The organism is Desulfopila inferna, assembly GCF_016919005.1.
GTDB lineage: Bacteria > Desulfobacterota > Desulfobulbia > Desulfobulbales > Desulfocapsaceae > Desulfopila_A > Desulfopila_A inferna.
This window is the reverse complement of sequence record NZ_JAFFQE010000004.1, coordinates 352,398-373,957: the sequence shown is the minus strand read 5'-3', so window position 1 is coordinate 373,957 and position 21,560 is coordinate 352,398. Positions and strand designations below refer to the sequence as shown.

Genomic DNA, 21,560 nt, shown 5'->3' with positions numbered 1-21,560 from the left:
GAGATGAAACTTCCGATATTACCAAAAAATATCAGGCGTATTGCCGATGACGAGAAATTTGCTTTTGCCTGCCATACCGGGGTAGACTGCTTCACCCACTGCTGCCGGCAGCTGGAGCTGTCCCTGACCCCATACGACATGCTGCGCCTAAAAAATGCGCTCGGACTGGATTCAAGTGAATTCCTGGAAAAATACGTCATTACCGAACAGGACGATACAGATATCTTTCCACGCTTCTACCTGACCATGGTCGATGACGGCAATGCCAGCTGCGTTTTTGTGACGCCGAAAGGTTGCACCGTCTACACAGATCGCCCCGGAGCATGTCGCGCCTATCCGCTCGGCAGGGCCGCCATGCGTAAAGCAGATAACAGCATTGAAAGTTTTTTCGTCCTGCTCAACGAGGAGCACTGCAATGGGTTTGGGGAATCTTGCCGCCAGACCGCCAGGCGATACAGCGAAGAACAGGGTCTAGATACCTATAACCGCATGAATGATCTCCTCGGAACTCTTCTCCAGCATGAAAGAATTCGTGGCGGCATGCGCCTTTCGGACGAGCAGGTCACACTCTTTACCCATGCTCTTTATGATCTGGATACTTTCAGGAAGAGGTTGTTTTCAGGTCAAGCCGGGACTGATGTCCCCCCTCCGCATATACAGGAGGAACTTGCAGATGATGAGAAACTGCTCCTCTACGCCATTGAGTGGCTCAAAGAGCGCTTCTTTGCTGAAGAGGATAGAGTATGAACGTGCTGAAACTGATCGTCTTCGACTGCGACGGCGTCCTTTTTGACTCGCGCCGGGCCAACCGGGAATATTACAATCATTTACTCAAGCATTTCCGCCATCCACCTATGGATGAAAGCGAGCTGGAATATGCCCACATGCATAGCGCCTCCGATTCCGTTCGTCACATTTTCCGGAATTATCCCGAAAATTCATTTGAGGAAATTGAAGCTTTTCGCCGCGAACTTGGCTATGAACGCTTTCTTCCCCACATGAGGATGGAAGAAGACCTCATGGATTTTCTGCACATAGTAAAAGATAAGTTCCATCTGGCCATTTCCACCAACCGCGGCAACACCATGGAGCCACTGCTGCGGATTTTCGGCCTGCAAGAGTTTTTCGCCAAGGTGGTAACCTCGCAAACAGCGGTCAGATCGAAACCTGCGCCCGATGGTCTCATAGAAATTCTCAATCATTTTCAGTGCACCGCTGCAGAAACGATCTTTATCGGGGATTCCATTATTGACAGCGAACATGCATCATCCTGCGATGTTCCGCTTATAGCTTTCAAAAACAAAGACTTGCCAGCTAAGTTCCATGTTTCCTCCTTTATGGAAATCCTGACACTGCCGCCGTTGCGGAGCTAGCCAGAACAATTCATGAAATAGTCATTTCTTATAAGATATTTTATTATTAATGTTTTTACATGAGTATGAAATTTTTTTCAGAGTACAAAGTATCACCATAAGCAAGTAACATCTATTTCAGCCTACGGGCAAGCCTCATGAAACATCCGGGCCAAAGGGAGTTCTTTATCCTTCGTCACCTCTTTTCACTCCTTCCATAAGGAGCATCATAAAATCGCCGATAGCGGATTGCTGCATTTCACGATCCGGTAGACCGGAAGTAAAATTATAGACCCCCTCCCGCTCGACCAGAATGGCAAAGACAGCATCCTGACCGCTTTTACCGGCATAGTTGGCCACAACGATTGAGCCCTCCAGAAAAGAAACCTTAGCGTTGCCCCTGGGCAACTCGAGGCTCAGGACTCCTGTTTTCTGGTGCATGTGAAAAACCTGCAATAATTCGGCAGGGGCCATTTCATTTAATTTTCCCTGCATACTGGAGCCGAAATCACTGGCCCGCCTGGAATTGGCCCTCGATAATCGTTCAGCCAATAGACGGGCCATATGCATTTGCACGGCATCTGATTTTTTGATGAGTTTGCCGAAATCCTTGCCGCTGATGGCAAGAACCCTGGTTTCCTCAAGAGCACGCACGGAGGTGCTGGCAATACTGTCACCGAAGTAGCTCATCTCTCCGCATAATTCGCCCTCACCCAGTCGGCTGATGGGAACTTCACCATCTTCTACCATGACCTCACCCGAGAGCAGAATGTAGAGATGTTCATTCAATTGACCCTTGGTGATCAACAGACTCTTCTCTCTTACAATTTTCCCCTTGAAGCAACTTATGGATTTCTTCAGATGCTTGGCGGGTATGGCTTTCAGCAGTGCATAATTCCGAATTTTATCAAAAAGTTTCTGCTCTTTTTCAGAGAGCAGAGATTCCTCGCTACCTTGCAGGGTTTTCTCTTCGCCCTGGACCTGCTGAAACTTAATGAGGCCGGTACACCCGCTGCAGGTATATTTTTTCACAAAATCAGGCTCACCGTTTTCCTCGAGGAGCTGAAACAGGAGTTGAGTCAACTCTCTCACCAAAATCAGGCAACTCTCTTTTCCCTCAGGAAAGGAGAGCGATTTCTGTGTCAAAGTAAATATGTCCTCCGACTCATAGAGAGGGCAATTATTATTATCAATGATCTGGAAAACGGCGCGAAAGGGTTTCATTCAAGTCTGATAATCACCTAAAAATTTGCCACATAGCTCGTCAGATAGCTGGATAAGAACCTCCGATATACAAGACGCAGTTTTTTTTGGGGCAAGCCAAAACCTGCAACGAGGGAGATCGCGTTTTTTACAACGTCCTCAGTTAAATACCATGATTCCATAAATACGGCAAAAGGTAATGGCTCATCACCTGCAGCTGATATGGTTATCCTTAAGCTGAGGCTCCGATTTTATCAACTTTTACCGCCTAAATGAAAGTTAAAAAACATTTATCTACATTTTAGGCCGCTTCTCTGTTATTCTGGTGCAGTCTAATCAAGCAAAGCAAGGGAGCATAATTTTTTGCTTAATTACTAACTCAGCACTTTTTCGTACCGAAATCCTCTAGGCGTATGGCTACCCCAAACGAACAGCTACGAAATACTCTTCAGGAAATAAAAGCCGCATTCAAAGCAAATCCATATATTCAGACTATCCCTGCTGATGGCGACCCTCCTGAGAAATATGAAATACGATACAACATTCTCGGGCTGGCGCGGGATGAAGATGGAAATATAATAGAAACCAGGAATCATATCGTCTTTATCAGTATTCCTTTCGGGTTCCCGCATTTCCCTCCCAGCTGTTCTCCGAGATCGGGTACGTTTCATCCCGATTTTGATCAGGCCGCCATATGTATCGGCGAATTCTGGACCAAAGACAAGACGCTAACGGAGTTGATTGTCCATATCGGCAAAATGATCAGCGGTGAAGTCTATTCCAGAGAGAATGTCTTCAACGATGCCGCCCTGGCCTGGTATAGGAAAATCGCCGGAAAATTACCCTTCGAAAATATCGATCTCTCGCTGCCGCCCTTAGAAAACACTGTTTCTCCCGCCCTCTCTGAAGAGTTGATTCAACCACCGGGAATTGATATTCTCAACAACGATGATTTTACCGACAGTACGGATTATCTTGACGATGAATGGGAGTCCGACCTTGAAAAGCAAGAGGAGAGATTGACTCCCTCCACCCTTCGGAGTTCAGGCAAAAGCTCCGTTAATCGTATACAACTGCTCATCCGGCAGAAACGCTATTACGAGCTTTCTATTTTTCTCAATGAGCTCTCAGAAACGGAACGACCTGAAGATCTAATCGATATTGAGACAAATGTAGAAAGTGTTCTCAAAAATGCCCAAAACCTGCAACGTGAAGCTGATGAATTTGAGCATCGGGGGGATCCTCAGAAGGCACTCGAGCTCTTCGAAAAAGTGGCGCATCTTGTTCCCGATTTCCCCAATATTGAGGAAAATATAGAGCGAACCAGAAACTCGGTTGAACTCTCAGGCGATGATTGGACAACTGATGAGTGGGCCGCAGATGACGGCACGTCTGACCAGCCAGGGTCTCCAGATGAACCACCTCCGGGAAAGCCGAAAAAGCGTGTTGCCTTCTTTGAGGAAACCACTAAAGTCACTATTAAATACCTGCCTCTGCTTGGCGGCATTATTGTTCTCGCTCTGGCAATGTTTTTTATCACACCTCTTATCACCGCGAAATCGCATCTGGAGAAAAGCCTCCACCTCTACAATGATTGTGCCCAACTTATTGATCAGGGGCAGTTTAAAAAAGCCCAGATCGAGTGTGATGAGGCGCTTTCTACCCTCAAAAAAATCAGTATTTACAAAAATGACGAACGCGACGCTCTGCAAAAACAGATAAAGCTGACACTTGCCTCTGAGGATATGATTCAGGGCCTCTCCGGACGCGTCCTCTTTGAGGGAAAATATGTCAGAAAAGCAGATATGGACAGAGTGTCTGACTTCAATGCCCTCAGGAAAGAAGGGGACGCCCTGTATGATAAATCTTTATGGCTCAACGCAGTGGATAAGTACAGGTCGGCATTAAAGAATGTCAAACCGATACAAGAAAACATCGAGGAGAGTTACCTTCGTGACATCTCGGAAAAAATACGCATAGCTGAAATTCATATCACTGCGAACAAAGGCTCCGCCCTGATGTCCAGAGGCGAACTGGAGAAAAGTCATGAAATGTATGCCTCGGCACTCAGTGAAGCCGAGGCTCTTCCGGAGGAACTTGGGCGAGACCTGGTTACAATGATAGAGCCCAAAATCCACGAAATAGAATACTTACAACACCTTGATCTTGGTGAGAAATTTTTCAACACCGACGATTGGGAGAGTGCCGTAAAACAATATGAAAAGGCACTGCAGCTGCGGGTTAACTCTTCTATATCCGACAACCGCCGTGACGTCGATTCACTTTATGCCAATATGGCGGAAGCGGAACTCTTCTCCTATATCAGTGGTGCCAAAAACGCCTTTTCCCAGGCGAAGCTTGACCAGGCCATTGGGAAATACCAGGAGGCAATCAGGCTGCTCAACTCTAAAAAAGACCTGCTTCAGCGTATAAACCCCGACGAGATCAAACAACAACTCGAACGCATCATACTGCGGACCCGTATTGTGCAATACAAGCAGATGGCCGATGTACATCTGCAAAATGAGCGGCACAGCGAGGCGATAACCACACTGGAAAAGGTAATCAGCGCTGTAAATCTCAATAACTTGCAGGACGATATGGAGTTCAAGACGATCATTGAGGGAACCCGGCAGACCATCACCGAAACACGCGATAAAGCAACAACCGCTCGACGTATCGCCTATCTGAAAGACAACTACAAAGAAATTTTCGAGACCAATTACAGTGCCGCTATTCCGGAGTATCTGAGTGATCCGAAAGTCACCTTTCTCCGTAATATCGAGGGCAAGGAACTCTATGAACTCCAGTGTCTGGAGAGTAACCGGGGCAGAAAACTGCGTCTTCTCATGCTCTATCTTTATGATCCCATCCTGAAGACCTGGCAGTTCTATAGCGAGTCCAACTAGGAGTGTATCGGAGAATTGTAATTTTTTCTCAGATTAAGTCAGAAAATCAAGCAAAGTCGTATACTTAATATCGGAGTCTGCGCCCTGCGAGCATTGGTTCTTTCTGAAAACAACGCCGGGATGGGCGGTAAGCAAAGACTCGAGAAAGTGCTTTCTCCGACAGGTCCCAACTAGACAAAAATCTCCTTTGCCAAACAGCCGGAGGGGTATTTCCCCCTCCTCTGACCGACCAAACGACTCCGGATAATTCAATTCAGATACAGATTCAAAGCCTTCAGTCGTGATGATGATGAGTATGAGAATGAGATTGACCGGAGGAGGAAGAAGGTCCGCCGGCTTCAAGCAGGGCTTTTTCCAGCAATCTGTCGGCCTCTTTCATAGCGGTGACCGCATCCTCGATATATTTGGCAACCTTGTCCCAGCCCTCACTCCTGGCAAGCTCAGCCCACCTTATGCATTCGGTCTCATGCCCATTGTTATGCTCTATCCAATGGGGCAGAAGCACTCGCAGTTTTTCAAATTCTTTCATTGTATCAGCCTATGATGAGGTTAATGTTTTTCGAGTATCACCCTTCCACCGGAAAAGTCAATATATTTCAGCATCATGTCAGTATAATCAGCAGGCCCTTCGAATAAGGTGGTTATGCGGAGCCCCTTCTCCAACACCTCTATTTTGGTGACATTTTCTTTGAGAAGCTCATCCTGTTCGCCCTTTTTAACATAAGCGCTTACCTGACACATATTACATCCTCCATCGTAGTGTTAAACCAAAAACCGGAATTCTCCCTTACCGAGCAGGTCGTGCAGGTGCAGCATTCCGGCAAGTTTCCGTTGATTATCAATGATAGGCAAAATTGTAATCTCATGGCGCTGCATAATGCTCAAGGCATCAGCGGCAAGCATCTCCCCGTCGATACACACAGGCTCCGGAGTCATTACCTCCCCCACCGACCGGCCGCTGAAACTCCGTTGCTCTGCGATATATCGGCGAACATCGCCATCGGTTAAAATCCCCACAATTTCATTGCTATCATTGACAATGAGAACCGCCCCGAGGTTTTTTTCGTTGAGTATCCGTACACCGCTGACAGCGGATTGATTATCAAGAATCATCGGAACTCTGCTTCCGGATACCATAACCTCTCGAACCTTGACCTTGAGACGCTCGCCCAGGCTGCCGCCCGGATGATTATAGCGGAAGTCGGAGGCCTGAAACTTTTTCCTGTTGAGAAGAACAACAGACAAGGCATCTCCCATGGCCAGTGTTGCAGTGGTCGAGGCGGTCGGGGCCAGGCCTAGAGGGCATGCTTCTTTAGGAACACCTATATCGAGCACGATATCAGCTGCCCCTGCAAGAGGAGAGTCGAGTCCTCCAGTCATGGCAATAACGGAAATACCTCTTTTTTTCAAGCTCAGCAAAAGGATATTAAGCTCTGCGGTTCGGCCCGAATAGGAAATAGCAATGACAATGTCGGTTGCAGCGACCATGCCCAGATCCCCGTGCATTGCCTCTACGGGATGGAGAAAAAAGGCCGGTGTACCCGTGCTGTTCAAAGTCGCGGCTATTTTCTGTCCGATAATCCCTGATTTACCAATACCGGTAATCACCACACGGGTCGGGCATTCCAGGATAGCCTCAATTGCCTTCTCAAATTCAGCACCAATTTTCCGGCGTACGGCGGAAAGGCCCTGCTCTTCAATAAGCAGGACATTCCGGGCTTCTTCTATCGACATGGAATTCCTTTCAAATTTTATACCCTGCAACTGATATTTCCCTGTGTTTTTTTGCAAGGAAATAACAAGCCTGAAGGTTCTTATACCCCTCAAGGGGGTAAGAGTCCAGCTGAGCTGGGTTAGATAATTGATACTTTCCTTTCCCTTTTTCAAGGGAGACATTCTGAAAAACTGCCCGTGGAAACATGAGGGCCTCTGTATCTTAATCACTCGGGCATCATGATCAAGAAAATTCCATTTGTTTTTACTACCATTTTCATTGAAAAAAAATTTTATTCCACTTTTACTTCTTTTCTCAATGGCACCAATGTTCAGAATGCTTTATTATAGAACGTTATTTCCAAACCTGCGAAGCCGACTCCTAGCATTATTCTCTGAGTCTATCGCTTACCTGAGACTTGCAGCCTCACGAGCATTACCTTCTTGTAATATCGGGAAATGTACTTCCACAGGTGCAAATAGCTTCCACTTACTCTACTTTAAATGATTTTCCTTGAATGGAGCCGATTACATGCCTAATTATCTTTTTACTTCTGAGTCTGTTTCCGAGGGTCATCCCGATAAGGTCGCCGATCAAATCTCAGATGCTGTACTTGATGCAATATTGACTCAGGATATACATTCACGTGTGGCCTGTGAAACCCTGGTCACCACCGGCATGGTCCTTATTGCCGGTGAGATTACCACCAGCGCCTGGGTTGACATGCCGGATGTGGTCCGTAAAACTGTTCGTGAGATAGGTTATAATTCATCAGAAATGGGTTTTGACTGGCAGTCCTGTGCTGTCATGACTACCATAGACAAGCAATCCTCCGATATTGCCCAGGGTGTAAACGAAGGAACAGGTCTCGATCTTGATCAGGGTGCCGGAGATCAGGGATTGATGTTCGGCTACGCTTCCAACGAAACCGAAGTCCTGATGCCCCTTCCCATTACTCTAGCCCACCGTTTAACCCAAAAGCAGGCATTTGTCCGCAAGCAGGGCAAACTATCCTGGCTGAGGCCTGATGCGAAGAGCCAGGTTACCGTTGAGTACCAGGGTGGCTCACCGAAACGTATCGAAGCAATTGTGCTTTCTACCCAGCATGACGAGACTATCGGTTATGAAGATCTTCAGGAAGCTGTGATGGAAGAAATCATCAAACCCATCCTGCCTACTTCCATGGTTGACAAGAACACCAAATATTACATCAATCCCACCGGGCGTTTTGTCATTGGCGGACCAGTTGGCGATTGCGGCGTTACCGGACGCAAAATAATAGTCGATACTTATGGCGGTAAAGGTTCACATGGCGGCGGAGCCTTCTCCGGCAAGGATCCATCCAAGGTCGACCGTTCATCATCCTATATGGGAAGATATGTCGCAAAGAACTTAGTTGCCGCCGGCATTGCCACCGAGGTGGAGGTGCAAATTGCCTACGCCATCGGTTTATCCAAGCCTGTTTCAATTAACGTTAACTCATTTGGCACCGGATCAATTTCCGACGACAAGATCAAGAAGGTCATTATGGAATGTTTCGATCTCAGACCAAAGGCCATCATCCAGCATCTCGATCTTCTCAGACCGATTTATCAGAGCACTGCTTCCTATGGTCATTTTGGCAGGGAGCTTCCGGAATTCACTTGGGAGAGAACCGACAAAGCCGAGCAATTGAAGGATGTTGCCAAACATATCAAATAAGCTCACTCCACCGAAAGAATTGCGGCCCTCCTTAAACAGCGGCCGGCTTTTGATGATTAATGAAATTCGAGGAATACACAATGACTACAACCACAAACGATTATAAAATCGCAGATATTTCCCTGGCTGACTGGGGAAGAAAAGAAATAAAAATTGCAGAAACCGAAATGCCTGGGCTCATGGCCATACGGGAGCAATACAGTAAGGAACAACCGCTCAAGGGCGCTCGAATCGCCGGTTGTATCCATATGACCATTCAGACCGCAGTGCTGATGGAATCCCTGGTGGCTCTTGGTGCCGAAGTGCGCTGGTCTTCCTGTAATATTTTCTCCACCCAGGATCATGCCGCTGCCGCCATGGCCGCAGCTGGGATCCCAACCTTTGCCTGGAAGGGAGAGACTGAAGAGGAATTCTGGTGGTGCATCGACCAAACCATTTTCGGTCCCGATAACTGGCGTCCCAATATGATCCTGGATGACGGCGGCGATCTTACTTTAGTGATGCATGAGAAATATAAGGATGATGTGGTCAATATCCGCGGCATCAGTGAAGAAACAACGACAGGGGTGCACCGACTTAATGAGATGGCGGCGGCAGGGACATTGATGTGCCCGGCCATCAACGTGAATGATTCCGTGACCAAATCCAAATTCGACAACCTCTACGGCTGTCGAGAGTCGCTGATCGACGGGATCAAAAGGGGAACTGATGTCATGATCGCCGGCAAAAATGCTGTTGTTGTCGGCTATGGCGATGTTGGCAAAGGATGCGCCCAGGCACTTCGGGGAATGGGGGCAAATATATATGTGACGGAAATTGATCCTATCTGCGCCCTGCAGGCAGCCATGGAAGGATATCGCGTGGTCACCATGGAAGAGATTGCTCCTCTGGGCAATATTTTCGTTACCTGCACAGGCAATCTCAAGGTAATTACCCGCGCCCATATGGAGGCAATGCCGAATGAGGCTATAGTATGCAATATCGGCCACTTTGATTCAGAAATCGATATCGCCGGAATCAGAGAACTCCAATGGGAAAATATCAAGCCCCAGGTGGATCATGTCATCTTTCCTGACGGCAAAAAAATTATCATACTGGCAGAGGGGCGCCTGGTCAATCTGGGCTGTGCCACCGGCCATCCCAGTTTCGTGATGAGCAACTCCTTTTCAAATCAGGTACTGGCCCAGATAGAGTTGTGGCGCAATGGCCATAACTATGAAAACAAAGTGTATTTTTTGCCTAAAGCGCTTGATGAAATGGTGGCCAAACTGCATCTGATGAAAATCGGAGCCAATCTCACTACCTTGAACGAAGAACAGGCTAAGTATATCGGAGTCAAGGTCGAAGGACCATATAAACCCGAATATTATCGTTACTAATCCAGATGATTTTTCCTGCGAAATCAGCCCCTCTCGGTGGAGCCAGCGGCTCTTGCCCGGGAGGGCTAATGCGCCTGCGCCCTACCGCCCTGCCCTCGGACCTTTCTTAGCAGATCCGCCAGAGCCCTTTACGCCTGCCCATTCCACCCTGCAATCTGCTACCTTCGCTACTGGCAGGGATCCTGAAAACTTCATCGTCACTGCTCGCCTGCTGAGACAGTTATGGATCTCTTAGCGTTATGTAATGTTTGATTTTTAAGAGAAGTGAAAGGGAGGCTCAAGGGTGGGGAGCAAAAAAAAAGTGTAGAACCAAAACAGGCCCTACACTTGAAAAACGACACAATCAGCTCTATGTAATTTCTATGAGCTATCGCTACTTCTCTTCATTCTGGATACGAGAAGGGACGGCATACATTGTGGTGGATCCGGAAGACCAGAACATCAATGTTCCCTCACGAACCATCTCATTGGCAAGATTTTTTATGACGCGAGGCTTTGACTCGGGATCACATTTGTAAAAATCTTTGATGTATAATTGCGGTTTTGGAGATTTTGTTGCTTTCTCCAGTATTGCTGCTTTGAGCTCATCTTTACTTAAGGCCATGATAAATCTCCTTTAAAGAATTATAGAAGAAAGCATCTCAGTGTCGGGCTGCTCCGCCAACCGGTGCAGCCCGAATATCACGCTTAATTACTTGATGTGGCTTGTATACTTGAACTGCGTAGTAGTACGCCAGGTGTCGTATGCAAGGCGATAGTCATCGATGCTCTTTTCAGTAAATGGGATATCACATTTCTCAAAGAATTTCTCCCAGCCAATTCGCTCAGCCCATTCCCCGACACGCTCATATTTTCTGGCATCTGCGGAATATGCTTCCAGAATCTTCTTAACCGCCGAGACAGTCTCAGGCCAGCGTGGAGTATTGTTCGGCAGGAAGGGAATAACCAGTTTGGAAAATTTAGGGGCGGATTTGCTGTTTGAAACCTTACCACCTACCAAAATCGCAATACCATCGCCGTCCGGATCTGCCATCGGCATCGCAGGACACATGGTGTAGCAGTTACCGCAGAACATACAGCGCTCAACGGTTACTTTTACTGTTTTGATTTCCTTGCCATCAACTTCCACCTTGGCTGGTTTGACGGCCCCCAGAGGACAGGAGGAGATGGCCAGAGGAAGCTCACAGACACCGGTGATACGCTTGTGATCGATCATCGGCGGCTTGCGATGGACACCAAGGATGGCGATATCGGAAGCGTGAACAGCACCACACATGTTGAGACAGCAGGCCAGGGCAATACGTACCTGGGCCGGAAGCTTGTGTGATCCGAAATACTCGAAGAGCTCATCCATAACGGCTTTTACTACGCCGGAGGCGTCAGTAGCAGGAGTATGGCAATGTACCCAGCCCTGGGTGTGAACGATGTTGGTTACACCGGCTCCTGTACCGCCTACAGGATACTTCGTTCCATAGGTTGCCAGAGTATCGAGCAGAGGCTGGACCTTATCTTTAGAATCAACCATGAACTCAATGTTGTTTCTGGTGGTGAAACGAAGATACCCGTCACAATGCTTATCGGCTATGTCGCAGACTTCGCGAATGTATTCGACTGATACCAGCCGGGCACAGCCCACACGAACGGAATATACTTCAGCACCGGTCTCTGATTTATGCATCAGAACACCAGGCTTGACTATTTCGTGATAGAGCCATTTTCCCTTGTTTTCTTTTATGACAGCAGGCTGAAACTGTGCATAATGTGGTGGACCAAGATCAGATATTCTTCCTTCCATCGGTTTTTCTGGATTATAACCCATGATAGAAATCTCCTTATATTTTATTCAAATAAATTAGTTCAATTGCTCTATTACGCCTGGTGCTTCGCCCGGAATTCATCGATATCCCGAGCAAATCCACCTTCTACCTCTTCTTCATTCCAGAAAACATATGGGTTGGAACGAGGTTCCTTGATCATCTGTGGAATCGGTTCGAGCTCCATAACCTTGACAAAGGTCGGAAGGCCGACACGCTGCATGGTTTCACCAACACGCTCGCGGTTCTTTCCTTCTTCCATCCAATAGTCCCATACCTTCTCGATAAAATCAATGAGCTCTTCGAATTCATTTTCTTTTTCGATTTTCATGAAGGGAACCATCAGAGTTGCAAACTGTGCTCCATCGAGAATCGGTGCCTTGGCGCCAACAAGTATGGTTGCGCCCTTATCAAGACCGGGACGCAGCGCACGGGGCAAGACGTTAATGCAGTGCATGCAGCGGGTGCATTCTTTGTCGTCAATCTTCAGCTCGTCGCCTTCTATCCACATACACTCGGTGGGACACAGGTCGACAACTTCTTTCTGCAGATCAAAGGCACCCCAGTCTCTATCACTGTGAGCACCACCGTTTGCCGGGTAATTTCCGGCAACATACTCTTTTACGGCGGCCTGATCAATGCGGATCTCATCTCTCCAGGTACCGATTACGGAGATGTCGGAACGGGCGATAGAGGCAACACAGTCGTTTGGACAACCGGAAAATTTGAATTTGAACTTGTATGGGAAGGCCGGACGGTGAATCTCATCCTGATAGTGCATGGTCAGATGATGACAGACCTCTTCCGTATCATAGCAGGACCATTCACAGCGTGACTCTCCCAGACAGTTTGCGGGAGTACGCAGGTTTGATCCGGAACCGCCAAGATCCTGTCCCATTTCATGGGTCAGATCCCAGAAGAAGGGCTCAAGATTTTCCGTACGGGTACCGAGAAGAATGATATCACCGGTAGAGCCATGGAAGTTTGTCATGCCGGAGCCGTGCTTCTCCCACAAATTCATCAATCCTCGCAGATTCTCAGTGGAGTAGTATTTGGATGCAGGCTGTGCAACACGAACGGTATGGAAATGCTCAACACCTGGAAACTGCTCCGGAACATCTGCATAACGACCGACGATACCACCACCATAGCCGAAAACGCCGACGATGCCGCCATGTTTCCAGTGGGTGATTCTTTCTTTGTAAGATAATTCTAAAATACCTAGAATATCCCAACACTCAGGCTTGGTTTCAGCCTGCTTTTTAATGTCGGTCACGAAGCTCGGCCATGGGCCTGTCTCCAACTGATCCAACAAGGGCGTCTCATGTTTTGCCATGATTTCCTCCTTTGAATTTCTGTTTATACTGCAACCTTACCAAATTAAATATTTATTGACGGATTTCGTTTCGTAACCGACGGGTGAGAGGGGAGAGCTGCCATCAAATAAAACAGCAGTCACCTGCCTGTCCTAACAGCGTTTCGCCGACAACCTCCGCAGCCTCAAAACACTCCGAAACACTCAACCAGTGAATAATCATTCAGCAGCTGAGAATATCTCTGTATAATGATTTTGTCAACAAAAAACAGTACTCAGCAGATCCATAAAATGAACAGCTATTCACTCTCTCTCGCCCCAAAAACTATACTATTCCCGCGGTCTTCAGAAAGCTCTTCTCGAAGTCTTCCTCTTCGCCTTCGGGGTCAATCATGGCCTCCAGGAACCTGTCGGCAAGGACCTTACCCAGTTGCACGCCCTCCTGATCAAACGAGTTGATGTTCCAGGCGAAACCCTGGAAGACGATTTTGGCTTCATAGAGGGCCAGAAGAGCACCCATTATCTCCGGGGTCAGCCTTTCTGCGAGGAGAACACTATTCGGTCTGTTTCCGGGAAAATACTTATTGGGGTTATCACTCTTCCGTCCACAGGCAAGGGCCACCGACTGCGCCAGCAGATTTGCCACCAGCTTCTGCTGTGACAGTGTCTCCTGTACAACGGCATCGTAACTATATTGCGATTTGCGAAAACCGATGAATTCGCAGGGAACTATCTCGGTGCCCTGATGCAGAAGCTGATAAAAGGCATGCTGCCCGTTGGTTCCTGGCTCACCCCATACCACGGGTCCGGTTGGATACTTTACCCATTCGCCATCCCTGCCGAGAGATTTCCCATTGCTTTCCATGTCGCACTGCTGCAAATGTGCAGGGAACCGGTGTAGTGCCTGGCTATAGGGGAGGACTGCCAGAGTTGCCATATTCAGGTAGCTGTGATTCCAGAGTCCGAGCAAGGCCAGCAACAAAGCCGGGTTGTTGCGGATATTACTCTCTTCGGCTTCATAGTCTACTATCGAAGCCCCCCGAAGAAACTCAATAATTTGCCCGTAACCCAAATAAAAACCGAGCATTACCAGGCCCACCATTGAGGTAGAACTGTATCGTCCTCCGATATAATCGAACATATAAAAGGTTCGCAGGTATTTTGCTGGATTGTCCATGGGGCTGCCTTGACCTGTGACTGCCAGAAAATGCCGGGCTGGATCGAGGCCCGCGGTCAAAAACGCCTGCCTTACCAACTCCTCATTGGTCAAAGTTTCCAGAGTCGTTCCGCTTTTTGAGACAATATTGACAAGACTCCGGCGCAGATCGACTTTTTTTAAAATCGCCGCAGTATCATCCGGATCGACGTTGGATATAAAAAAAACCTGACGATCACCACTGCCGAAAGGCTTTAATGCCTCATACACTGAGCGGGGACCCAGGTCTGATCCACCGATGCCGACATGAATCAAGGAATGAAAACTTTCACCGTTCTCATTGCGAATGGTGCCGGCGCCAAGTTCTTCGAGAAAAGTTCTGAGTTTGTCAAGCTCGGCTGCGGCCTGATCTGTTGCCTCCTGACAGTATGGCTGTTTCGCAAATATATCCCTGCAGGCTGTATGAAGTGCCGGCCTTGCCTCGCTTTCCACGCCTTCTACGGCATTCATTACAGCACCTGCTTTCATCTCTTTGTATTGACCGATAAGATCACATTGATCAGCCAGTTCCTGAAGGACGTCCAAAATTTCTTCATCAACGCGCTGCGGCCAGTAATACAGGGAGAAGTGCTGTGATTCAGCGATATAGCGGTGCAGGCGTGAGTGGCGTTCTTCGTGATTTATCTCAGACAGATCAAAAGGAGATAATTTTAATTTCTCGAGTTTTCGATGGGCGTCGCTTTCTCGATAGGCAATACGTTTTTTCATGTCCGCCTCCATTTTTTAGTGCCCTACTCCTGAAAAACTGCCGCTCATTTCTGTGCCCTCTTGAGGGATGCAAAAAAATAAGAAACCGAAGATATTTTTTAATCCGTGAGTTGGGTTCGATAATCGAAGATATTTTCATATATCATGAAAAATCATCAGATAAAACAAACATCTTTCCCTGAGTTAGAGTGGTAATCAATTCAGATGATGTCTTAAGAATTCATTGAAGTCGCCGAGCCGGGCTCTGCGGTAGCAATTTACCTGGTATGCTTTGATCTTGACAGGATACCACATTTTTTCGAAGTACCATAAATCAATAAAGCATACTCACTGAAACATGGCAATGCAGCGATTGAAGGAGTGGTGTTCTCGGGCACGTGCAACCTGAAGCAACCGGGACGGAATGAACCGCCGGCTGCATTGGTTAGTTGCGGGCAAGGATATCAGGAAACGCTTCGCTTGCGTCTGGCTTTGCCATCGGTTGCTAAACTTCTGAGATCAGCTATTATGTCGGTATAATCGTCACTGCCATAAACAGTCGATCCGGCCACAAATATATTGGCACCGGCCTCAGCAATCATACTTATGTTTTCCCGGGCTACTCCGCCGTCGATCTCAATACCAACGTCAAGATCAAGGGTTTCGATGCGGGTTCGCAACTGCCAGGTCTTCTCCAGCGCCGAGGGAATAAAGGACTGGCCGCCATATCCGGGATTGACGCTCATCAGCATTACCAGATCGACTTCCTCCAGAATATAATCTACTGCACTAAGAGGAGTTGCCGGGTTGAGGACGACGCCGGCCTTTTTACCCAGTTCCTTTATCCTGGTGACAGTCCTGTGCAGATGTGGACACGCCTCTACGTGGACAGTGATCCAGTCAGCACCGGCTTCCGCAAAAAGATCTATGTAGCGGTCGGCGTCGGCAATCATCAGATGAACATCAAGAGGCTTGTCGGTCACTCTGCGCACTGCTTCAACCACCAGAGGTCCTATGGTGATATTCGGTACAAAATGGCCGTCCATGACGTCGATGTGAATGACGTCGGCTCCGGCTTTGTCGACAGCACGGACTTCACTGCCCAGGTTGGCGAAATCGGCAGACAGTATTGAGGGAGCTATGGTAATATCTTGCATGTTATTTTCCTTTTGTAGTTGTTTCTTACCTCGTCAGTCAGGGCCGCGATTTCATAGGATCTCAAGAATACTTTAAAAACACGCCACTTTTCTGCAGTTGATATTTCATTTCAGGAAATTCGGCGTATTTCATTTCCGGGCAGAACTTCGATAAGCCCTTCAAGCTCCAACACCAGCAGATATTCACTAATCTCGGAAATCTCCAGTCCGGATTTCTGCACAAGATCGTCCCTGGGCAGGGCATAACTGTCGAGACAGCGAAGAAGCGCCTTCGCCTTTTCCTCGAGAGAAGAAGGTATTGCTTTACCGTAAGGTTCGTTGTCGCTCTGCAGGGCGATGCCGGCAAGGCCAAGGTCTTCGAGGATATCATTTTCCGATTGAACAAGTGTGGCGCCCTGCTGCAAAAGCCAGTGCGTTCCCTCACTCTTATAGGAATCAACCTGTCCGGGAACGGCATAGACCTCGCGGCCTTCATCGATGGCAAGCTGAGCGGTTATGAGAGAACCTGATTTCTTGGCGGCCTCAACCACAACCACCCCCCTGCTTATTCCCGCTATTATACGATTTCGTGCAGGAAAACGAAAGCCTCCGGGGGTAGTACCCTGAGGATATTCACTGATTATCAGCCCTTTTTCCGTGATTTCTTCAAAAAGTTTGGCATTCTGCCTTGGATAGACCACATCAAGACCGCAGCCAAGCACAGCTATGGTCTTGCCCTCGGCGGCGAGTGTTCCGCGATGTGCCTCTGCATCGATACCCAGAGCCAGTCCGGAAACAATTGATACTCCGCGGGCCGCCAATTTCCTCGCAAGGTTGAAGGCGGTTCGGCTACCGTAGCTGGTTGACGCCCGTGAACCGACAATGGCGACACAGCAGCTTTGCAGCACATTATGATCTCCCAGAATATAGAGTACTGGCGGCGGGTCGCTGATCTGTCTGAGATTATCGGGGTATCTGGGATCTGCAAAGGAGAGACACTTTCCACCGAGTTTTTCGAGATCCGCGGCCTGTTTGAGACACCGGTCACGGATGATGTCTTTCTCACTAAAGCTCTGAAAACGGTTTTTCCTTATCCTCACTCCAGCCTGCAACTGCGACGGGGAACGCTGCAGCACCTCGGAGGGACTGCCAAAATGCTCAACAAGAGACCAGAAACTACCTAAACCTATCCCGGGAATCTGACTCAGTACCATCCAGTCAACGGTTTCTTCCATTTTCGGTGGATTTCGTTTAAGGATTCAAACCCGGTGGAAATTGAATAGCTGTAATTTCCGTCGGAGTCTATCGTCACGCCCGTCTAAATGCATAAGTACCTTGGGATAAAATACTCATGCAAAACATGGACAATTAAAGAAGATACCAGGGCAGGGCGCCAGGAAACTAGTGATCAACCATAAAAACCCGCAGTTCTTCGATTCGTGAGGGATGCTTCAATTTCTGGATTGCCTGCGCTTCAATCTGCCGTATTCGTTCCCGGGTTACGGCAAAGCATTTACCAACCTCCTCCAGCGTATGATCGCAATCCACGTCTATGCCGTAGCGCATTCGTAAAACCTTTGCCTCTCGCGGAGAAAGAGAAGACATGACATATTTCAGACATTCACGCAGGCTGGTCACCATCGTAGCTTCATGCGGACTCAGCTTGCCGCTGTCCTCAATGAAGTCACCAAGGAAGGTTTCCCCGTCATCTCCAACCGGTGTATCCAGGGAAATGGCGTCCTTGGCGATCTTTAAGGCGGATTTAACCTTGGCGACTTCGGTGCCGAGCTGCTCTGCCATTTCTTCAGGAGTCGGTTCGCGATGCTCTTCGAGCATAAAGTCCTTGGAAACCCTGAGCAGTCTGTTTATCGTTTCAATCATATGAACCGGAAGCCGGATTGTCCTGCCCTGATCGGCAATCCCGCGGGTAATGGACTGGCGAATCCACCAAGTGGCATAGGTGCTGAATTTATAGCCGCGATGGTAATCAAATTTTTCGACAGCCTTCATCAGTCCAATATTGCCTTCCTGGATCAGGTCGGCAAACTGCAGGCCCCTGTTGACGAATTTTTTCGATACTGATATTACCAGACGCAGATTGGCGCGCACCAGCGCTTCTTTCGCCTCTTTGCTCATCTGGCGCCCCTCTTCGATCTCATAGAGAAGCTCTTTCAGAGTCTGGTTGGTGACGCAGGACTCCTCGAGAAACTGCAGGTTGACCTTTGTCTCCAGAGCCTCCGGATTTATGTCTCCACCCGCATCCGCTGCGCGAATTTTATATTCCCGCAATATTTCCATGAGAACATATCTGAATCTTCTTGAAAGCTCTTCGAGACCTGAGGCAACGGCATTGACACAGGGTGAGCAGATAATCTTTTTCTCAAAATGCGCCGCTATCTCCCTGCCGATATTAACAATTGCTTTATTTATCTCCTCAACTTCCCGCAACTCTACGGGATGCATGGAAATAAGCTGCTTGCGCAGGAGCTCCCGCTTCTCATCAAGCTTCAGAGCGGCTTTCACTGCCTTGAAAAACTCCTTCCTTTCTCTGGCGACAAGGGATGGTTGATTTTCGGGAACACCATTAATCACCTGGTGTACCTTCTTTTTTCCCGTTTCCAGCTCATCCGCTATCTGCCTGATTGCCGGAATAGCAAGAGATGTAGAAAAAACAGCATTCTGTATCCTTCTCTTCCCGTCTTCCATCTTTTTGGCGAGCTTGAGTTCTTCTTCGTGACTCAGCAGTGTGAGCGAACCCATCTCACGCAGGTAAATATTCATCGGATCCACCGAATGCTTCCCCTCTTTTTCATAACTTCTGGATAATCGGCGCCGGTCTCCCCTTCTGCGGTCTCCAGAAGAACCGCGACGGCGGTCTTTTTCCTTGGAACGGCGATTTTCAGACACATCTTCTGGAAGAAATACAACATCTTCTTCTTCCGGGGAAAATATGCCTGTTAAATCATCAACATCTGAATCCTCCTCAGATATTTCCTCGGATTCTTCATAATCCTGATCAATTTCGTTTATGCTGTCCTGAGTTTCAAGACCCATATTCTTCCCCTTTACCTCGAAACGGCAATGCCTTCAGGTTTGTAAATTTGAGTAGAATTTGGTGGCAATCCTGCCAACACAACTACTGAAACAGTATATCAAAATTTATTTAATGCGCAATAAACACTTAAAAATCTGCACAAAAACATCCTTTCGACATATTCCATCACCTATTCTCCGTATCCTCTCATCTCCCTCTCAATGGTTTGTTTTTGCAGTAACAGCTTTTCCAGGGCGACAAAATCATTTTCTTTTTGCGCCTGTTCTATCTGTAAAGTCAAGCTCCTGGAAAGATTACGTTGATTCTGCCCATCCAGCCACTCAAGCAACTCCTGCAGTTCCTCCTCCGCCTGGTCAGCAGCGCTGCCGATAAAATCGGAGCGGGAGGCATTAAAGAGCATATCTGCCACGATATTTCTCTCGGGGCCTTCAGGCAAGGCCGAAAAAATCTCTTCCGGCTGCACTTCGGAGTTTGCTGCCGTCATCATTTTGATCTGTAGAAAAAGTATCTCTCCAACTCCCCCTCGCAGTGTTTCGCGCAGATTCTTCTCTTCAAGCTCCTTGAAGTAGCGTGGATTCATAACCATAAATTCAGCTAGCCTTTTTTGTGCAGGAGAGAGGGGCTGCAGTCTGATTTCCTCTCTTTCCTGTTGAGGCCGCGCCACTTCCTTCATCCGCTGAGCTCCATTTTCCTCCGAACTCACTGATTCTTCAAGTCTTTGCGGGTCAACCCCTAATCTATCGGCAAAATGGGCAATGATGACCGAACGCTGCAATGGAGAGTGGGCCGCAGTGACCAATGGTTTTATCTCCTCAGCTATCCTGCTTTTCCCTTCAAGAGTGAGACCATGTTGCTGTATAAGGTGTTCCACCAGAAATTCGGAGAGATCCCCGGCTCCTGCAAGAAGAGCCTGCAAAGCATCCAGGCCTTTTTGTCGCACAAATGTATCAGGATCGTGGCCCGGTGGAAGCAGCGCCACCCTGGCATGAACTTTCTCCGCCAGAAAATACGGGGCCGCCCTCACCGCCGCCTTGACCCCTGCCTCATCTCCGTCAAACAGCAGAATCATCTCCTCGCTGTATCTGCTCAACAGGCGAATCTGGGAAGCGGTGAGCGCTGTTCCCAACGGGGCAACAACGTTGGTGCAGCCATGGGTAACCAGAGATATCAGATCGAAGTTTCCCTCGACGATAATCGCTTTTCTACTTCGTCGGATTTCCTCTCTCTGTTGATAGAGACCGAGTAAATTTCTGCTTTTGTTGTAAATAGGACTTTCCGGAGAGTTCATATACTTGGGCTGCCCCTGCCCGACTATGCGGCCGCCAAAACCTATGATCCTGCCCTTGGCATCAAAAATAGGAAAAAGAATTCTGTCTCTGAACCTGTCATAGCGCCCACCTTTCTCGCCTCGGGCCAGAAGGCCTACCTGCTCGGCTATTTCAGCTTCGGCCGAGGACAGCCGGGTCTCCAGAAAATTCCAGCCGGCCGCCTCCTTGGCCGGAGCATATCCTATTTGAAAAAGGGACTGGATATCCTCAGGGATTTCCCTTTCTCGCAGATATAGCCGGGCGGCACCATCCTCCTTCTCGTCGTGGAGTTGCTGTCTATATATACGTGCGGCCTTCTCCGTGACATCGTACATCCGCTGAAGTTTTTCCTCTCTTTCTTTTTCCTTTCTGGTGACTTTTTTCCGAGGAAGTGCAATATTAAACTTATCGGCAAGATATTTCAGGGCTGTGGGAAAATCGTAATTGTGATACTTCATCAGGAATGAAAAAACATCGCCGGACTCATGACAGCCGAAACAATGATAAAACTGCTGAGGCCCATGCACCGAAAATGAAGGAGTCTTTTCGTTATGAAAGGGGCAGCATCCCAGATAGCGAATTCCGCTTCGCTTCAGTTCGACATATTCACCTATAATTTTAACGATATCGGCCTGTTCCTTGACGGACGCAGTGATGTCCTGACGTGTTTCAATAAATCCCATAACCGTACCTTATAAATGTCATGACATGCTCTTTCTCTTTTCACCTGACAAAACATAACGACGATTTGCCGATATTCAATATCATAATA

The 21,560-nt window shown here is 48.1% G+C and carries 17 protein-coding genes; 5 read left to right on the top strand and 12 right to left on the bottom strand.

Annotated elements, in window-relative coordinates; genetic code table 11:
* The first annotated feature begins 3 nt into the window (after positions 1 to 3).
* Positions 4 to 747: a YkgJ family cysteine cluster protein gene (locus JWG88_RS12570; RefSeq protein ID WP_205234122.1), complete on the top strand. Its 744-nt coding sequence runs from the start codon at positions 4 to 6 to the stop codon at positions 745 to 747.
* Entirely contained in the window at positions 744 to 1,373 is a 630-nt protein-coding gene (locus JWG88_RS12565; protein ID WP_205234121.1) for an HAD family hydrolase, read from the top strand. Before JWG88_RS12570 ends, JWG88_RS12565 begins: the two co-directional genes overlap by 4 nt.
* A gap of 165 nt (positions 1,374 to 1,538) precedes the next feature.
* Here the strand turns inward: JWG88_RS12565 and JWG88_RS12560 are convergent, their stop codons facing one another.
* On the bottom strand, positions 1,539 to 2,576 hold the full coding sequence (locus JWG88_RS12560; protein WP_205234120.1) for a DUF4388 domain-containing protein: 1,038 nt from the start codon (positions 2,574 to 2,576) through the stop codon (positions 1,539 to 1,541).
* Between the two features lie 392 nt (positions 2,577 to 2,968).
* On the opposite strand from JWG88_RS12560, the gene JWG88_RS12555 reads away from it, so the two are divergent.
* Positions 2,969 to 5,464 carry a hypothetical protein gene (locus JWG88_RS12555; RefSeq protein WP_205234119.1) on the top strand — a complete coding sequence of 832 codons (2,496 nt, stop codon included), beginning with the start codon at positions 2,969 to 2,971 and terminating at the stop codon, positions 5,462 to 5,464.
* A 274-nt stretch (positions 5,465 to 5,738) separates the two neighbouring features.
* Here JWG88_RS12555 and JWG88_RS12550 read toward each other — a convergent pair whose 3' ends face one another.
* The 3 genes from JWG88_RS12550 to JWG88_RS12540 are packed head-to-tail and all read right to left on the bottom strand — an operon-like array spanning position 5,739 to position 7,198.
* The gene (locus tag JWG88_RS12550) at positions 5,739 to 5,993 is read right to left on the bottom strand and encodes a DUF8180 domain-containing protein (protein ID WP_205234118.1); all 255 of its coding nucleotides are present in this window, start codon (positions 5,991 to 5,993) and stop codon (positions 5,739 to 5,741) included.
* A 20-nt stretch (positions 5,994 to 6,013) separates the two neighbouring features.
* Entirely contained in the window at positions 6,014 to 6,205 is a 192-nt protein-coding gene (locus JWG88_RS12545; RefSeq protein WP_205234117.1) for a CooT family nickel-binding protein, read from the bottom strand.
* 21 nt (positions 6,206 to 6,226) lie between these two features.
* Positions 6,227 to 7,198 carry a KpsF/GutQ family sugar-phosphate isomerase gene (locus tag JWG88_RS12540; protein ID WP_205234116.1) on the bottom strand — a complete coding sequence of 324 codons (972 nt, stop codon included), beginning with the start codon at positions 7,196 to 7,198 and terminating at the stop codon, positions 6,227 to 6,229.
* Positions 7,199 to 7,709: 511 nt separating this feature from the next.
* On the opposite strand from JWG88_RS12540, the gene metK reads away from it, so the two are divergent.
* Together metK and ahcY are read left to right on the top strand one after the other, a co-directional pair.
* A complete protein-coding gene (gene metK, locus JWG88_RS12535) occupies positions 7,710 to 8,879 on the top strand; it encodes a methionine adenosyltransferase (protein WP_205234115.1) in 1,170 nt (389 codons plus the stop codon).
* Between the two features lie 80 nt (positions 8,880 to 8,959).
* Positions 8,960 to 10,258: an adenosylhomocysteinase gene (gene ahcY / locus JWG88_RS12530; protein ID WP_205234114.1), complete on the top strand. Its 1,299-nt coding sequence runs from the start codon at positions 8,960 to 8,962 to the stop codon at positions 10,256 to 10,258.
* 373 nt (positions 10,259 to 10,631) lie between these two features.
* Here ahcY and JWG88_RS12525 read toward each other — a convergent pair whose 3' ends face one another.
* The 8 genes from JWG88_RS12525 to dnaG form a co-directional block, all read right to left on the bottom strand.
* Positions 10,632 to 10,862, bottom strand: coding sequence for a dissimilatory sulfite reductase D family protein (locus JWG88_RS12525; RefSeq protein ID WP_205234113.1), 231 nt, complete (start codon positions 10,860 to 10,862; stop codon positions 10,632 to 10,634).
* An 87-nt stretch (positions 10,863 to 10,949) separates the two neighbouring features.
* Positions 10,950 to 12,077, bottom strand: coding sequence for a dissimilatory-type sulfite reductase subunit beta (gene dsrB / locus JWG88_RS12520; protein WP_205234112.1), 1,128 nt, complete (start codon positions 12,075 to 12,077; stop codon positions 10,950 to 10,952).
* Positions 12,078 to 12,127: 50 nt separating this feature from the next.
* Positions 12,128 to 13,408 carry a dissimilatory-type sulfite reductase subunit alpha gene (gene dsrA, locus JWG88_RS12515; protein WP_205234111.1) on the bottom strand — a complete coding sequence of 427 codons (1,281 nt, stop codon included), beginning with the start codon at positions 13,406 to 13,408 and terminating at the stop codon, positions 12,128 to 12,130.
* Between the two features lie 304 nt (positions 13,409 to 13,712).
* The gene (locus JWG88_RS12510; RefSeq protein ID WP_205234110.1) at positions 13,713 to 15,311 is read right to left on the bottom strand and encodes a glucose-6-phosphate isomerase; all 1,599 of its coding nucleotides are present in this window, start codon (positions 15,309 to 15,311) and stop codon (positions 13,713 to 13,715) included.
* Between the two features lie 443 nt (positions 15,312 to 15,754).
* Positions 15,755 to 16,447 carry a ribulose-phosphate 3-epimerase gene (gene rpe, locus JWG88_RS12505; RefSeq protein WP_205234109.1) on the bottom strand — a complete coding sequence of 231 codons (693 nt, stop codon included), beginning with the start codon at positions 16,445 to 16,447 and terminating at the stop codon, positions 15,755 to 15,757.
* A gap of 110 nt (positions 16,448 to 16,557) precedes the next feature.
* On the bottom strand, positions 16,558 to 17,661 hold the full coding sequence (gene dprA, locus JWG88_RS12500; protein ID WP_205234108.1) for a DNA-processing protein DprA: 1,104 nt from the start codon (positions 17,659 to 17,661) through the stop codon (positions 16,558 to 16,560).
* A gap of 166 nt (positions 17,662 to 17,827) precedes the next feature.
* Positions 17,828 to 19,480, bottom strand: a complete 1,653-nt coding sequence (locus JWG88_RS12495; RefSeq protein WP_205234107.1) for a sigma-70 family RNA polymerase sigma factor — start codon at positions 19,478 to 19,480, stop codon at positions 17,828 to 17,830.
* Between the two features lie 170 nt (positions 19,481 to 19,650).
* Positions 19,651 to 21,471 (bottom strand): DNA primase, encoded by a 1,821-nt coding sequence (gene dnaG / locus JWG88_RS12490; protein WP_205234106.1) that lies wholly within the window; start codon positions 21,469 to 21,471, stop codon positions 19,651 to 19,653.
* Positions 21,472 to 21,560 lie beyond the last annotated feature (89 nt).

Coding starts and splice junctions, on each gene's coding strand:
- JWG88_RS12570 (WP_205234122.1), top strand. CDS start 4: ATGAAACTTCCGATATTACCAAAAAATATCAGGCGTATTGCCGATGAC.
- JWG88_RS12555 (WP_205234119.1), top strand. CDS start 2,969: ATGGCTACCCCAAACGAACAGCTACGAAATACTCTTCAGGAAATAAAA.
- dsrB (WP_205234112.1), bottom strand. CDS start 12,077: ATGGGTTATAATCCAGAAAAACCGATGGAAGGAAGAATATCTGATCTT.
- JWG88_RS12540 (WP_205234116.1), bottom strand. CDS start 7,198: ATGTCGATAGAAGAAGCCCGGAATGTCCTGCTTATTGAAGAGCAGGGC.
- dnaG (WP_205234106.1), bottom strand. CDS start 21,471: ATGGGATTTATTGAAACACGTCAGGACATCACTGCGTCCGTCAAGGAA.
- metK (WP_205234115.1), top strand. CDS start 7,710: ATGCCTAATTATCTTTTTACTTCTGAGTCTGTTTCCGAGGGTCATCCC.
- JWG88_RS12565 (WP_205234121.1), top strand. CDS start 744: ATGAACGTGCTGAAACTGATCGTCTTCGACTGCGACGGCGTCCTTTTT.
- JWG88_RS12560 (WP_205234120.1), bottom strand. CDS start 2,576: ATGAAACCCTTTCGCGCCGTTTTCCAGATCATTGATAATAATAATTGC.
- ahcY (WP_205234114.1), top strand. CDS start 8,960: ATGACTACAACCACAAACGATTATAAAATCGCAGATATTTCCCTGGCT.
- JWG88_RS12510 (WP_205234110.1), bottom strand. CDS start 15,311: ATGAAAAAACGTATTGCCTATCGAGAAAGCGACGCCCATCGAAAACTC.
- dprA (WP_205234108.1), bottom strand. CDS start 17,661: ATGGAAGAAACCGTTGACTGGATGGTACTGAGTCAGATTCCCGGGATA.
- JWG88_RS12525 (WP_205234113.1), bottom strand. CDS start 10,862: ATGGCCTTAAGTAAAGATGAGCTCAAAGCAGCAATACTGGAGAAAGCA.
- dsrA (WP_205234111.1), bottom strand. CDS start 13,408: ATGGCAAAACATGAGACGCCCTTGTTGGATCAGTTGGAGACAGGCCCA.
- JWG88_RS12550 (WP_205234118.1), bottom strand. CDS start 5,993: ATGAAAGAATTTGAAAAACTGCGAGTGCTTCTGCCCCATTGGATAGAG.
- JWG88_RS12495 (WP_205234107.1), bottom strand. CDS start 19,480: ATGGGTCTTGAAACTCAGGACAGCATAAACGAAATTGATCAGGATTAT.
- JWG88_RS12545 (WP_205234117.1), bottom strand. CDS start 6,205: ATGTGTCAGGTAAGCGCTTATGTTAAAAAGGGCGAACAGGATGAGCTT.
- rpe (WP_205234109.1), bottom strand. CDS start 16,447: ATGCAAGATATTACCATAGCTCCCTCAATACTGTCTGCCGATTTCGCC.